The following is a 14,697-nucleotide window of genomic DNA, read 5'->3' as shown; positions in this document are numbered from 1 at the left end:
ATTAGCCCGGAATTAATTCGAGCTTTTTGCGCAATTTTCCTTCACTGAAAATCCACCCTGTATAAGAGCTGACAACATGAAAATGGCGATCAAGCTGTACAACAGCCACAAATGGATAGTATCCTTTGTTTCGATAGCGCAGGTCGGTAAAGCGAACTTCATAATGATCGCTATATTCATTGACTTCCCAGCGATAAACAGGTGAAAAAGAGAGAAAGGCTGCTAAATTTTCATCTTTTTTGGCTGCTTCAATCGCGGGATGAGAAGGAATCGGGCATCTTTCAAATGTATCTAAAATATGGATTGCGCCGTTTTTGGCACGGCCGACGAAAAAGTGGTCTTTGGCCGTAATCGCTAAATGCCATTCACGAAAACGCAAGGTCGGTACGGTAATGATTTGCTCCACATGCGGAATGGTTTCCATCACTGTTTTTTTAATCATTGCTTGCTGGCGAAAGCGAATGATATAATAGCCGACTAACAGCACGTAAATCGCTAAAAACGTATAGCCTGGATGAGCGCCAAGAAACAAAAGTCCGATGCCAGCAAGATGCATTCCAAAAATGGCCGGATCAAACGTATTAATCACGCCAAGAGCAACCCATTTTTTTGTAAATGGCCGCAAAGCCTGTGTCCCATAGGCATTAAAAATATCGACAAACACATGAAAAAACACAGCGATTGAAATCCAGATCCATAAATGAAACATATTGGATATAGGATAAAAATGAGCAATAACTCCTGTAATGAGTAGAGGCCAAATCAATAAAGCTGGAATGGAGTGAGTGATGCCGCGGTGATTGCGAATATATTTAGCGTTATTTTTTAGCTTTAAAACCGTATCTAAATCAGGAGCTTGAGAGCCTATTAGCGTACCGATTAAAACAGCTTGTGCTAAAGCTGGATCATGTGCAATAACAGGATCTAAAGTGGCGATGCTTCCTAATGCCACTCCCATGACAATATGTGTTCCCGTGTCCAACGAAGAAGCCTCCTTATAGTGTTCTGTTTCATAGTATATCCATCTTTTCTTTAGATGATTGGGTATGTACCAAACGATTGAAATTTTTTGTACATCCACACTATACTATCATTAGTTTAACATCTTGGAGGAGCAAACGTGAACCAACAAATGCAACCATTTATTAAAGAATTTCAGATCGAAGCGTTTCAGCGTGATTTAATTCAGTGGTTTGAGCGCGAGCAGCGCGATTTGCCGTGGAGAAAGGACAGTGATCCGTATAAAATTTGGGTATCTGAAGTGATGTTGCAGCAAACGAGAGTCGATACGGTCATCCCTTATTTTCATCAGTTTATGGAGCAATTTCCCACTTTAGAATCTTTGGCAACTGCTGATGAAGAGAAAGTGCTCAAAGCTTGGGAAGGGCTCGGATATTATTCGCGCGTCCGCAACTTGCATGCCGCGGTAAAAGAAGTAAAGGAGCGGTACGGCGGGAAAGTGCCTGACAGCGCCGAGGAATTTTCAAAGCTAAAAGGTGTAGGGCCGTATACGACTGGAGCGGTGCTGAGCATTGCATACGGGCTTCCAGAGCCAGCTGTAGATGGCAACGTGATGCGTGTATTATCGAGAATTTTTTTAGTAGAGGAAGACATCGCAAAGGTAAAAACGAGGAAAATATTCGAAAACATCGTAAGAATGATTATTTCTCATGAGAATCCTTCTTATTTTAACCAAGCTTTGATGGAGCTCGGAGCTCTCATTTGTATTCCGGGGAAGCCTGCTTGTCTGCTTTGTCCTGTTCAGGCCCATTGCCGAGCATTTGCAGAAGGAAGACAAGAAGAGCTGCCTGTGAAAACAAAAAAAGCGAAAGTGAAGGAGGTTTCTATCGCCGCTGCTGTTGTTATGGATAAACAGGGGCGTATTCTCATTCATAAGCGGGGCCAAGAAGGGCTTTTAGCGAATTTATGGGAATTTCCAAACTGTGAGGTAGGAAAAGAACAGCCGCAAAAAGAATTGACCGCTTTTCTTAAAAAAGAATACGGAGCTTGCGTGGAACTAAGTTTTCCTTTTGCCGCTTTAGAGCATGTGTTTTCTCACTTGGTTTGGAATATTGTTGTATATTGTGGTACAATCATGGGCGATATAACGGAAAACGATCGTCTAAAGCTAGTGAGCGAGCAAGAGATTCAGCAGCATGCCTTTCCTGTGTCACATCAACGCATTTGGAAAGAATATAAGCAATTCAAACAGGAAGGCGGATAAAAATCCGCCTCAGACTGTTAACAACTGCTGCCTTAGGCGGATCTGCACTTTGTATGACTGTGTTTCTTGTCTGCTAGTCGTCTGATGTGAAAACATGAGAATGAATGATGGAAGGCAGACTAAAAAATCGTCCTTAGTCATAGGATGGTCTTGTTCCTTTTGTATAGGTAGCTTCTGTTCGTTTTACACCGCGCGCTTCAATTTCTTCAATGATTTCGCGATGAATGGCTTGTCCCTCCGCGTTTAAATACGGGGCTATTTGCTGGAATGAATGGTGAAAGAAGGCGAGTTCGCTATCTTTCCATTTCGATTTTGGTATCATGGAAAGTTCTGTCATATCACGACCAACATACATGGGCTATTCCTCCTTTTTCTCAATAGTGTAAAAAATAGCCCGTAAATTTATACATAATAAAGGAGAGGAAGAAATGAGCAAAAAAGTGGCAGTAGTGACTGGAAGCAGCCGGGGAATTGGCAAAGCGATTGCCCTTCGATTAGCGCAGGAAGGCTACGATATCGTTGTCAACTATGCGCGAAGCAAGGAAGCAGCTTTACAGACGGCGAAAGAAATTGAAGCATTAGGTCAACATGCGCTTGTAGTCAAAGCGAATGTAGGAAAAGTTGAAAAGATACAGGAAATGTTTGCACAAATTGACGAAGCTTTTGGTCGAGTAGATGTTCTCATTAATAATGCTGCATCTGGAGTATTGCGGGCAGCGATGGAATTGGAAGAATCCCATTGGGATTGGACAATGCATATTAACAGCAAGGCCTTGCTCTTTTGCGCGCAAGAAGCAGCAAAGCGTATGGAAAAGGTCGGAGGCGGAAAAATTGTAAGCATTAGCTCTCTCGGTTCCATCCGATATTTAGAAAACTATACAGCGGTAGGGGTTTCAAAAGCAGCTGTTGAGTCGTTGACTCGCTATCTAGCTGTAGAACTAGCGGCGAAAAATATTTCTGTCAATGCCGTCTCTGGCGGGGCAATTGATACAGACGCATTGAAACATTTTCCGAATCGCGCTGAATTGTTGGCTGATGCTGTTGCCAAAACGCCAGCCGGACGAATGGTCGAGCCGAAGGACATCGTCAATGCTGTTTTATTTTTATTATCTGATCAAGCGGAAATGATACGAGGACAGACCATTATTGTGGATGGTGGCAGATCTTTATTAATGTAGCATGGTTGATCCATTTTTTTCTTAGGCTATCCGAATTTTTAACATACTGCGCTGAGAAGTCTTCCATCTCTTAACGGAGCGGGGGGAAGGTTCATGAATGGATATGGGCTGTTTTTTCGTTCCATTGGCTGCTATCTATCGCTTGTCAGACGAAGAAATTCAACTTGATTTTATTTACGTCTGCCGGCGTAATTTTTTGCGGATAAAAAAATCACCTCCTGGACACATTAAAGTCGTGGAGGTGATAACGATGGCAAAACAACCAAACAAAACGGCTGCTGGTACAAACATTCAAGAGGTAAGACAACAAAACGCTCAAGCTGGTGCGGCAGGACAATTTGGCACAGAATTTGCTGCTGAAACAGATGTCCAAGAAGTAAAACAACAAAACGCTCAAGCTGAAGCGCGCAAATCACAAAAATCATCACGCTAAGCGTCCAATGCGTGAACATGCTTGACTATATCATTAGGCACTCCTTTTTTCGGTAAAGGGGGTGCCTTTTTATATCCTGTTCGTAAGGTGCTGTCTAACTTCAAGCGCCATCAGTTTGCGCACTGTGGCAGCGACATGTTGAGCCGCTTCGCTGAGTTATCTGCGCAAGCTCTCCTCGGCGGGACGCTTTGCGCTTTTTTATCTACATGCTCGACAAAAGTTATCACTACTCTACAGATATAGTCAAAGGAAATTCCTGCTCTTTTCCCGAATGTATTAAGATAGAATGCTGAAAGGGGAGAAAGAGTATGGAGCTTTTTGATCGTTTAGTCGGCGAGCAGCTAAAAACGATGGAGCAGCTATTATTTTTGCAATCAGAAATTGAGAGATGTCAATCCATAGAAGAAGAATTAATTGAACTGCAAAATGAAGCGAAGCTGCAATCGGTTCAAGAAGAAATTCAGCAAATGAAGCAGCAATTAAAAGAAATTCAGCAAACATTTGAAAAACAAACGGAGGAAGTCATTCGATCCTACCAGCGCCATTATTGTCATGCGGGCGAGCCATCATAATGAGTTGGTGGCTCTTTTGTTTTCAATTCGAAGCGAAATTATTTATAATATATTCAAATGTATCTACCAAGGGTCCCTTGTTTGAGAAGGGCATACTTGTTCGGAAAGTAAATAGTCTTGCCGACTAGGGCAAAAAAAGCGAGAAATTCAGTACGGTTTATTGGTTTGGGTTGGATCATTATATATAGAAAGTGTCCATATGAAAGTAGGTAAGAAAAATGACGACAAAATATCCACGTGAAGGAGAAATTATCCAAATTCAAAGCTATAAGCATAATGGTTCGATTCATCGAATTTGGAAAGAAACATTGGTATTAAAAGGAACGTCCAATTATATTATTGCAGCAAATGATCGAACAGTTGTGACAGAATCTGATGGAAGGACTTGGATTACTAGAGAGCCTGCCATTTGTTTTTTTCACGCGAAACATTGGTTTAATATTATCGGAATGATTCGCGAGGATGGCGTTTATTATTATTGCAATTTAAGCTCGCCGTTTGTTTGGGATCAAGAGGCGCTTAAATATATTGATTATGATCTTGATATAAAAGTTTTTCCAAGCATGACCTATAATCTTTTAGATGAAGATGAGTATGAGCGCCATCGACAGGAGATGAATTATCCAGCTGTGATCGATCGCATTTTAAAAAATAATGTTCAAAAGCTCGTTAGCTGGATCCAGCAGCGAAAAGGACCGTTTGCGCCTGATTTTATTGACATGTGGTATGAGAAGTTTCTTTCATATCGCAGTTAATACTAGTGTTCGAAAAAATAGGGTTCAGACACTTGTGTCTGAACCCTATTTTTTCGTGTAGATTCGGATTGGAAAAACGGCATAAATAAAAAATAAAACTGTTCAAACGTCCAGAAAATGGTTGGGGATGTCGAAAAATCAATGGACATAGGTTATAGATACAATTTGATGCGTCATTCCAAAGTACAATTGAGGCAAGTTGGTGATTTGCCTTTGTCCGTAGGTTTGTAGTTGTATGTAAGAGACGAAGCCGCTGTCTTTTGGTTGATAAAGAGATAAAGTAAAAAAATATTTATCATTATCTAAGGAAATTAAATATAAAGAGAGCGTGCAAAACCAGTTATTGATCGGCCATGCTGCGCGGCGAGGATTTTATATCATATGGGAGATTTCACACATACTTTTCTTTATCTTAGAAAAAAATGGTTTTCATCTTTCATCCAGGTATTTTTGTTTTATTTATATAATTTGAACTTTTTAGAATATTATTATTGTATTATTCTTCTATGCGTGGCATAATTTAAGTGAAAATGGCAGAATTGTACTACTATTCTTTTTTATTTAGATAGGAGGTGACGTCATGAGGGAACAACGAGTGCTAGAAGTAAAAGGATTGAAAACATCCTTTTTTACAGATGATGGAGAAATTCCGGCGGTCGATGATATCGATTTTTATATAAACGAGGGGGAAGTTTTGGGGATTGTTGGAGAATCAGGGTGTGGAAAAAGCGTGACCTCGTTATCGATTATGGGGCTGTTACCAAAAGGAATCGGACGAGTCGTTGGTGGCGAAATTTGGTTGAAAGGCGAAAATCTTGTCAATGCGTCGGAAAAAAGAATGAAAGCGATTCGGGGAAATGAAATTGCGATGATCTTTCAAGAGCCAATGACTTCTCTTAATCCGTTGTTTACGATCGGCAATCAACTAATCGAAGCCATTCGTACACATACAGACCTCACAAAAAAAGAAGCGCGTCTGCGGTCGATTGAAATGTTAAAGCTAGTCGGTCTTCCGCGAGCGGAAGACATCATCGACGAATATCCTCACCAATTATCGGGAGGAATGAGGCAAAGGGTCATGATCGCGATGGCAATGGCTTGTCGTCCGGCTGTTTTGATCGCCGATGAACCGACGACTGCGTTAGATGTGACCATTCAAGCGCAAATTTTAAAGCTCATGAAGGATTTAAACCAAAACTTCCAGACAGCCATTATGATGATCACTCACGATTTGGGGGTTGTGGCAGAAGTGTGCCAGCGAGTGATTGTCATGTATTCAGGAAAAATTGTCGAAGAAGGCGACGTACATACGATTTTTAAGCAACCAAAACACCCTTATACAATCGGTTTAATTCAGTCTGTTCCTGATATTCGTGAAAAAAAGGAACGTCTTTATTCGATTCCGGGAAATGTTCCAAAACCGGGAACGATCAAACAAGGATGCCGGTTTGCAGCACGGTGTGAGCATGCGTTTGCTCGATGTTTTCAAGAAACACCGCAGCTATACTCCATTGATCAAGCAGGGCATCGCGTTCGTTGTTTTTTGCATCAAAGAGAGGAGGAAACGAAGGGTGACCGAGCCGTTGTTGCAGGTGAAAGATCTTAAAAAATACTTCCCGATTACGGGCGGTGTTTTCAGCAAAAAAATTGGCGAGGTAAAAGCTGTCGACGATCTGACTTTTACTGTGTATAAAGGAGAAACGTTAGGCATTGTTGGAGAAAGCGGCTGTGGGAAATCAACAACGGGGCGAATGCTTCTGCGTTTAATTGAACCGACAGAAGGTTCAATTGTGTTTGAGAATCAAGAGATTACAAATTTATCGAAGCAAGAATTACGAAAAGTGCGCCGCGACATGCAGATGGTATTTCAAGACCCCTTTGCTTCTCTTAACCCGCGCCATACGGTAGAAAAGATTCTTGAAGAGCCGCTAATTGTACATGGAATCGGCTCGAAGCAGGAGCGGAAGAAGAAAGTTTACGAAATGCTGGAGGTTGTAGGCCTGGGAAGTTATCATGCCAAGCGGTATCCACACCAATTTAGCGGGGGACAGCGCCAAAGAATTGGCATTGCCCGTGCCTTGATGACCCGGCCGAAGCTGATTATTGCCGATGAGCCGGTTTCCGCGTTAGACGTATCGATTCAAGCGCAAGTATTAAATTTACTGGAGGATTTGCAAAAGGAATTTGGGCTCACCTATATTTTTATCGCGCATGATTTAGGAGTTGTTCGCCATATCAGCGACCGTGTAGGAGTCATGTATTTAGGCCGGATGGTAGAGTTAGCTGATAGTGATGTACTATACGAATCTCCTAAACATCCGTATACAAAAGCGCTGCTATCGGCCGTTCCTATTCCAGATCCTGAATATCAGCAGGAACGGCAACTTTTAACAGGGGATTTGCCAAGCCCGTCTAATCCGCCAAAAGGTTGCGCTTTTCATACAAGATGCAGCGCTTGTATGGACATTTGTAAAACGACAAGGCCAACGCTCCAAGAGGTTGAAAAGGGACATTACGTTGCTTGCCATCTTTATCAATGAGATGAAAAGCAACGAAGTCATAAACATAAGGCTACTGGAAAAAGGGGGAATATGTTATGAAGAAAAAGTCATTGATGACATTGCTTGCTGTTATGCTGGCACTGTCTGTAGCGCTTGTCGGCTGTGGAAAATCAGAAAAGACAAGCAGCGGTGGAAAGGGAGGAACATCGTCACAAAGCACGCTAGTATATGGGCGCGGGGGAGACTCGGTTGCACTTGACCCTGCAACAGTGACAGATGGGGAATCATTGAAGGTAACGAAAAATATCTTTGATACACTGCTGGACTATAATGAAGGTGACACATCTGTCCAGCCTGGACTAGCTGAAAAATGGGATATCTCTCCAGACGGGTTAACGTACACATTTACGCTTCGACAAGGCGTTAAATTCCATGATGGCACTGACTTTAACGCTGAAGCTGTCGTATTTAATTTCGAACGGTGGGCTAATGGAAATGCCGACCAATTCCCATACTATGGATCGATGTTTGGCGGATATAAAAATGACGAAAGCCATGTGATTAAAGAAGTAAAAGCTCTGGATGATCATACCGTTCAGTTTGTATTAAAACGTCCACAAGCGCCATTTTTGAAAAACCTTGCAATGCCGCCGTTTGCGATCGCCAGTCCGGCAGCTATCGAAAAATATAGCGATAAGTTTGCAGAAAATCCTGTGGGAACCGGTCCGTTCGTTTTTAAAGAATGGAAGCGAAATGAGCGGATTGTGCTTGAGAAAAATAAGGATTATTGGATGAAAGGATATCCAAAATTAAATCAGTTAATCTTCGTCTCTATTCCTGACAACTCAGCTCGCTTAAATGCGCTGTTAAAAGGCGAAATTGATTTAATGGAAGATGTGAATCCATCAGATCTAAAACAGATTGAAGAAAACAAGGATTTCCAAGTGTTTAAACGTCCTTCCATGAACGTGGGCTACGTTGGTTTAACCGTGACGAGGGGGCCTTTGAAAAACAAACTTGTTCGTCAAGCCCTAAACTATGCAGTAGATAAACAAGCGCTAATTGATGCGTTTTATGCTGGGCAGGCAGAACCTGCGAAAAACCCGATGCCTCCGAGCATTCCTGGCTATAATGATGCGATTCAGGACTATCCGTTTGATTTAGAGAAAGCGAAGCAGCTTTTGGCACAGGCCGGCTATCCAAACGGATTTGAAATGGAATTATGGGCAATGCCTGTTCCGCGTCCATATATGCCAGATGCGAAAAAAATTGCTGAAGCGTTGCAAGCCAACTTTGCGAAAATTGGCGTCAAGGCAAAAATTGTCACATATGAATGGGCGACTTATCTAGACAAAGCAGCGAAAGGAGAGGCAGACTCATTCTTGCTTGGCTGGACCGGGGATAATGGTGATGCTGATAACTTCCTATACGCGTTACTAGATAAGGACAGCATCGGCAGCAACAACTATACGTACTACTCCAATGAGGAGCTTCACAAAATTTTAGTTGAAGCGCAAACAGTCAGCGATGAAAATAAACGGAATGAGCTTTACAAAAAAGCGCAAGAAATTATCAAAGAAGATGCACCATGGATCCCGCTTGTTCACTCAACACCGCTGCTAGCAGGAAAAACGACGATTAAAAACTTTAATCCGCATCCAACAGGCAGCGATAAATTTACAAAAGTAGAGATTCAATAAATTCTAGGTTGAGAGGGAGGGGGGATACCTCTCCCTTTGAATTTCGCAAGGAAGGAGTGAGAGCGTGTTTGCTTATACGCTGCGGAGAATTTTGATGGTGATTCCTGTTTTGTTAGGAATGTCGCTCGTTGTCTTTTTTATGATTCGGGCGATTCCCGGAAATCCGGCACAGGTCATCTTAGGACAAAAAGCGACGAAAGAAGCGGTCGAAGCATTGACGCATAAGCTGGGGCTTGATCAGCCGTGGTATGTTCAGTATGTCAAATATTTAGGGGGACTGCTAAAAGGAGATTTAGGAGAATCCATTCGAACCGGAACATCGGTATCGCAAGAAATTTGGCCATATTTAGCAGCGACGCTTGAGCTGTCTATCGCGGCGATGTTGATTGCCATTGTGATTGGCGTGAATGCAGGAATTATAAGCGCTTGGTTTCAAAATTCCTGGTTTGATTATACAGCGATGATATTAGCGCTAGTAGGCGTATCAATGCCGATTTTTTGGTTGGGGCTCATGGAGCAGTGGGTATTTGCGATTCATTTGGATTGGCTTCCGACATCTGGGCGTGAGGAAGTGCGAAATCCGATAGAACCTATTACTCATCTATATTTAATCGATACATTGCTGCAAGGAAATACAGAGCAGTTTATGCAAGTATTGCAGCATTTAATCCTGCCAAGTATAGCTTTGGCTACGATTCCTATGGCAATTATCGCAAGAATAACCCGTTCCAGCATGCTTGAAGTGATGAAATCCGACTATATTCGTACAGCGAGAGCGAAGGGGTTAAGCATGTTTTGGGTCGTTTATAAACATTCACTAAAAAATGCGATTATTCCTGTATTGACGGTTATTGGTTTGCAGACAGGGCTGTTGCTTGGAGGAGCGATTTTAACGGAAACGATTTTCAGTTGGCCGGGAATTGGGCGCTATATTTATGAAGCAATCGGCTATCGTGATTATCCCGTGATACAATCAGGAATTTTAGTCGTAGCAACGATCTTTATTTTTATTAATCTAGTTGTCGACCTTCTTTATGCTGCTGTTGATCCGCGCATTAAGTACAATTAATTTTGCAAAGGGGTGAAACAAAATGGCCGAATTAGCCCGAAATCAAGCGCCAATCCCTGTTAAACCAGACAAAGAAGAATCGGTTTCACTTTGGAAGGAAGGCTGGCGCAGTTTTAAAAAAAATAAAATAGCGCTTGTTGGTGCGGCCATTGTCCTGTTTTTTATTTTATTAGCCGTGTTCGCTCCGCTTTTGGCTCCGTATGAAATTAGTGAGCAAAACCTTTCCGAACGCTTGCAGGCGCCATCGAAAGAGCATCTTTTTGGAACCGATGACTTTGGCCGCGATATTTTATCGCGCGTCATTTATGGAGCGAGAATCTCGCTTTGGGTTGGATTTTTTTCTGTGCTCGGTTCGGTTGTTGTCGGATCTTTACTCGGTATTGTAGCAGGTTATTACGGAAAATGGATAGATGCCATTATTTCTCGTATCTTTGATATTATGCTGGCATTCCCAAGTATTTTATTAGCCATCGGAATTGTCGCAGTTTTGGGGCCATCACTGCAAAATGCATTGATTGCGATCGCGGTCATTAATATTCCGAATTTTGGTCGCTTGATTCGTTCACGTGTATTAAGTATTAAGCAAGAGGAATATATCGTGGCAGCAAGAGCGATAGGAATGAGTGATGCTCGTATTTTATTTCATCATATTTTGCCGAACAGTATGGCGCCGATTATCGTGCAAGGAACGTTAGCGATCGCTACTGCCATCATTGAAGCGGCTGCTCTTGGTTTTCTCGGCTTAGGGGCGCAGCCGCCAAATCCGGAATGGGGAACGATGCTAGCAAGTTCAAAAGATTTTCTAACACAGGCACCTTGGACGATGGTATTTCCTGGGCTTGCCATTATGTTGACGGTGCTGGGATTTAATTTAATGGGAGACGGATTGCGCGATGCGCTTGATCCGCGCATGAAAAGCTAACGAATTACCGAAACGGTTATCCTAAACGAAGGATAGCCGTTTTTTCATATATTGTCGCTGAATTTTGCCATGACGAAGGCTGAAACAAGGGCGCTTTCCAATCTATTCATCGTTCTTGAATCGATGTTATTCCATCGCTCGACCGTCATATCTGTTTAGTGAAGGGGGGAACATGTCGATACATTCAGTAGAATGGATCACGTTATGTTAGAAGGCGCTGCTGAAAAAAAGATTGGCTCAGTTAAAGAAATCCGTATCGATATGACAAACATTGTATGGGAAAGAGAATGGATCTATTTTCGGAATGTTTTCTGATTCATCCTCATTTCATTTGCGATATCGGAAATAGCCCTTCCCCTTTAATCATAAAAATTCCCCTCTCGTAATCATGAACCATAGCTCCTCTTGCTGACTCTATGGCTCGATATGTAAGTGGGGAATTGGGTTACAGCTATATGAGAGATTTTAACCTATGTTTTGCTAAAGCTTTATTTTCCTTTTTTAACGAATCATTCAGTTATAGTTATTTACTTGTTGCTGCTTTTTATGGCTTTTTTGTAATAAGTACATGGTAAAATAGTAGCCCGTTATAATGCCAATGGAATTTAAAATTAAATCATCAATATCAACGGATCTAAGACCCCCTAATTTCGTCAAAAACAAAAGGTATTGTCCACATTCGATTATGAGGGGGACTACTATTGATAGACCAATTAATTTGGCTTTAGAAAGACCGCGTGTAAAAATAACACAATAAAATCCAATGGGTAATGTTAGGAGGACATTTCCCAATATATTCTTAAAGGCAATGAATGGATTAGTCCCGGAAATTAAATCTTCAATGTAAGTAAATATGGTTTTGAAAGGGACGAAATTATATAAGAGATAGTTTACCGGGGTACTTTGGTCAATCCAAACAATAAAAATTAAAGCAGAGATATAAGCAAGAAAAGTAATCCTTGAAATTTCTTTCATCATCCTTACTTTAGATTTTCGAATGAATAAAAGCCTAATGAACAAGTAAAAAAGTAATATGGGCCCTGAAAATAGCAGTATATCCATCAGTAGTCTCAAAGTAAATCATCCTTATTCATTAAAAATTGAAAGAACAAGTCATCGAATTTAGACTTGTTCTTATATCGTTATTGGTCGATGCTTCCACTGCCGATTACCTTGTCGCCTTCGCCACCAGTTTTCGTGACATTGACAGTATAATCCCCGGCAGCAACAACTCCCCAACTTTTAGTAGCGTAATAACCATTTGCTGATTTGGTAAAACGATAATTAGTGAGCCAGGATTTATATAGCTCTACTTTATAGTCAGATTTTTGGGAAGAGACAGATCCACTATACCAGTATGGATCTCCTTCTGTATAAAACTAGTAGTTGTTTATAAATCTTTGTTGCAATGTCAAATGAATAAGAATCACGATATGCTGCTGCAAATGATAGGGGGATGACTGATAACATCTTTGTAAGCTTATTTATACATTCCTTTAATTATAACACTTTCCATAATTTATAATAGCATATACTTCCAAAAAATCAACTTCATACATATACAAAAAATAGATTTATTGGATGATTTTAATTCCTTTACTGCAAATTGTTTTTGAGATTTTAGAAAAGTTATGCGTGGAGAGACATAGAAGATACCAAGAAGAGAATGTTCTTGTACGGGAAAGGTGACCAAACGGAAATCATCATGGACAAAAAGAAAGAGAGAGGGAGAACATTGAATTTTCTTTTCTCGAAGAATAGCCTATATGTTCAATCTAACATATTATGTTCAACGAATCGAGATTTTCTCAATTTCGCATTCACCCTTTCGCATCATCCTTCAAGCATTGAACAAGATTCTTTTCTCGCGTTGTTTGAAGGAGGGCAGCCTACTCACCCGGGGACAAATATTGACACAGCAGGCTTGCTATATTCGCTCGCTGATTTTTTGCGGGAAAGCAAAAAGAGGCGCGCCGCTCTCTGATGAGGGCGCTGCCTCTCTAAAATGATGGAGTCTGTGATAAAAATGGCAGCAGGTATCTTCACGATATCATCCTTGTTGTCCGGAAAGGTGCAGAGGTTCTTCGTCATCTTTGTGATATTGTTGAAAGCTCTCCACAAGTTTATCAAGATGCTCCAACTGTTCTCCATAAGTAATAATCGTTCCAACGAGCGACAATAGATGATATTCATTTCCATGCTTACTGTATTGATAAAAAGCCTCCACAAGTCGCTTTTTTTCATCGTATGCCTCATCCGCTATTTTAGATTCTGCTTGAAACTTCACTTTGCCGACCAGCTTCAGCAAAATTTGCTCGTGATAATGAAGCAAGCAATCCAACTGTGAGCGCAATGTTTGTTGAAATTCAGGTGGCATTTGGGAAAGCTCATTCTCAAAGCGATGAAGCGTTCTTAAAGCATCTAGCGCTCGATTGGTAACTGTAATCATTTGACGGTATAGTACGAGCTTCCGCGATTTTTGATAGCGTTTTTTCGCGAAGTAGATTCGTTCTTCTTTATACATTAAGTAAAGCTGGTTGAGCTTCATCATATTTTCTTTTAGTTTTTCGATGTCTTCTTTGAGAACGTGATGCTCAGAAGCACGCCGTGTGTTAATCCGAATCCATTTTAAAATCGTCTCGGTGTTTTCAACAATGCTGTCATACAGCTTTTTTTCATATTTTGGCGGCAAAAATATGCAGTTCACAATGAAGGCGGCGAGTATGCCAAGCATAATGGTTGAAAAACGAATCAGAGCAAATTGAATAAAGTTTGTTTCTGTATATTCCATGACGGCAATTACGGTCACTAATGCAACGGAAATGGTGGACTCAAGCCGAAGCCGTAAGCAAAGCGCAATCACTAAAATGGCTGTCAATCCAATGATAAAAGGATTGTGCCCAAATAACAGGACGAAAACAATCGCAAACACAGCTCCGATCACGTTCGCTTGCAATTGCTCGATCAAAGATAAGTAAGAGCGATAAATCGTTGGCTGCATCGCAAACACAGCCGATATACCTGCAAAGGATGGGGCAGGAAGCTTCAACATGCTGGCTAAAACAAGCGCCAATGTAACAGCAATTCCCGTTTTGAAAATGCGGGCTCCGAGTTTCATATTCGTTTTCGTATCCTTCCTTTTTATTTGGAATTATAGTTGTGAACAATTTAGTAATATACAGGGTTTATCGAAGGATATCAAGTAGGAAAATCCCCCTCATTCTGAAAAAGAACAGCAGCGGTATTATGTATATGCCGGGCTGTTTTTTCATTCAGAATAACGGGTGGTCGCCATTGATTGAACATATCCGGCGAGAGACAGCCACCCTTAAAAAAATGAAGT

The 14,697-nt window shown here is 41.3% G+C and carries 14 protein-coding genes; 10 read left to right on the top strand and 4 right to left on the bottom strand.

Features of this window, described 5'->3' with window-relative positions; genetic code table 11:
* Position 1 precedes the first annotated feature (1 nt).
* On the bottom strand, positions 2 to 982 hold the full coding sequence (locus GFC28_RS10025; RefSeq protein ID WP_044741742.1) for a metal-dependent hydrolase: 981 nt from the start codon (positions 980 to 982) through the stop codon (positions 2 to 4).
* A 150-nt stretch (positions 983 to 1,132) separates the two neighbouring features.
* On the opposite strand from GFC28_RS10025, the gene mutY reads away from it, so the two are divergent.
* Entirely contained in the window at positions 1,133 to 2,224 is a 1,092-nt protein-coding gene (mutY, locus tag GFC28_RS10020; RefSeq protein WP_044741776.1) for an A/G-specific adenine glycosylase, read from the top strand.
* Positions 2,225 to 2,357: 133 nt separating this feature from the next.
* Here mutY and GFC28_RS10015 read toward each other — a convergent pair whose 3' ends face one another.
* Positions 2,358 to 2,579: a hypothetical protein gene (locus tag GFC28_RS10015; protein ID WP_044741741.1), complete on the bottom strand. Its 222-nt coding sequence runs from the start codon at positions 2,577 to 2,579 to the stop codon at positions 2,358 to 2,360.
* Positions 2,580 to 2,652: 73 nt separating this feature from the next.
* Here GFC28_RS10015 and fabL point away from each other — a divergent pair, with 73 nt between their 5' ends.
* The 9 genes from fabL (at position 2,653) to nikC (ending at position 11,354) form a co-directional block, all read left to right on the top strand.
* Complete coding sequence (fabL, locus tag GFC28_RS10010; protein WP_044741740.1) at positions 2,653 to 3,402, top strand: enoyl-[acyl-carrier-protein] reductase FabL; 750 nt, start codon at positions 2,653 to 2,655, stop codon at positions 3,400 to 3,402.
* A 250-nt stretch (positions 3,403 to 3,652) separates the two neighbouring features.
* The gene (locus GFC28_RS10005) at positions 3,653 to 3,835 is read left to right on the top strand and encodes a gamma-type small acid-soluble spore protein (protein ID WP_044741775.1); all 183 of its coding nucleotides are present in this window, start codon (positions 3,653 to 3,655) and stop codon (positions 3,833 to 3,835) included.
* A gap of 308 nt (positions 3,836 to 4,143) precedes the next feature.
* Positions 4,144 to 4,407, top strand: coding sequence for a YgaB family protein (locus GFC28_RS10000; RefSeq protein WP_044741739.1), 264 nt, complete (start codon positions 4,144 to 4,146; stop codon positions 4,405 to 4,407).
* 218 nt (positions 4,408 to 4,625) lie between these two features.
* On the top strand, positions 4,626 to 5,162 hold the full coding sequence (ntdP, locus tag GFC28_RS09995) for a nucleoside tri-diphosphate phosphatase (protein WP_044741738.1): 537 nt from the start codon (positions 4,626 to 4,628) through the stop codon (positions 5,160 to 5,162).
* Between the two features lie 580 nt (positions 5,163 to 5,742).
* Positions 5,743 to 6,768: an ABC transporter ATP-binding protein gene (locus GFC28_RS09990; RefSeq protein ID WP_044741737.1), complete on the top strand. Its 1,026-nt coding sequence runs from the start codon at positions 5,743 to 5,745 to the stop codon at positions 6,766 to 6,768.
* Entirely contained in the window at positions 6,734 to 7,702 is a 969-nt protein-coding gene (locus GFC28_RS09985) for an ABC transporter ATP-binding protein (RefSeq protein WP_044741736.1), read from the top strand. The genes GFC28_RS09990 and GFC28_RS09985 overlap by 35 nt, the downstream gene beginning before the upstream one ends.
* Positions 7,703 to 7,758: 56 nt before the next feature.
* On the top strand, positions 7,759 to 9,363 hold the full coding sequence (locus tag GFC28_RS09980; RefSeq protein WP_044741735.1) for an ABC transporter substrate-binding protein: 1,605 nt from the start codon (positions 7,759 to 7,761) through the stop codon (positions 9,361 to 9,363).
* Positions 9,364 to 9,457: 94 nt separating this feature from the next.
* Entirely contained in the window at positions 9,458 to 10,432 is a 975-nt protein-coding gene (locus GFC28_RS09975) for an ABC transporter permease (RefSeq protein ID WP_221212082.1), read from the top strand.
* A 22-nt stretch (positions 10,433 to 10,454) separates the two neighbouring features.
* Positions 10,455 to 11,354, top strand: a complete 900-nt coding sequence (gene nikC / locus GFC28_RS09970; RefSeq protein ID WP_044741733.1) for a nickel transporter permease — start codon at positions 10,455 to 10,457, stop codon at positions 11,352 to 11,354.
* Positions 11,355 to 11,867: 513 nt separating this feature from the next.
* Here the strand turns inward: nikC and GFC28_RS20265 are convergent.
* Together GFC28_RS20265 and GFC28_RS09955 are read right to left on the bottom strand one after the other, a co-directional pair.
* Positions 11,868 to 12,329, bottom strand: coding sequence for a VanZ family protein (locus GFC28_RS20265; RefSeq protein WP_172798650.1), 462 nt, complete (start codon positions 12,327 to 12,329; stop codon positions 11,868 to 11,870).
* 1,075 nt (positions 12,330 to 13,404) lie between these two features.
* Positions 13,405 to 14,472, bottom strand: coding sequence for an FUSC family protein (locus GFC28_RS09955; protein WP_044741730.1), 1,068 nt, complete (start codon positions 14,470 to 14,472; stop codon positions 13,405 to 13,407).
* Between the last annotated feature and the right edge of the window lie 225 nt (positions 14,473 to 14,697).

Origin of the sequence: Anoxybacillus sp. B2M1 (assembly GCF_001634265.1) — a bacterium.
GTDB lineage: Bacteria > Bacillota > Bacilli > Bacillales > Anoxybacillaceae > Anoxybacteroides > Anoxybacteroides rupiense.
This window is presented reverse-complemented; position numbering and strand designations above follow the sequence as displayed.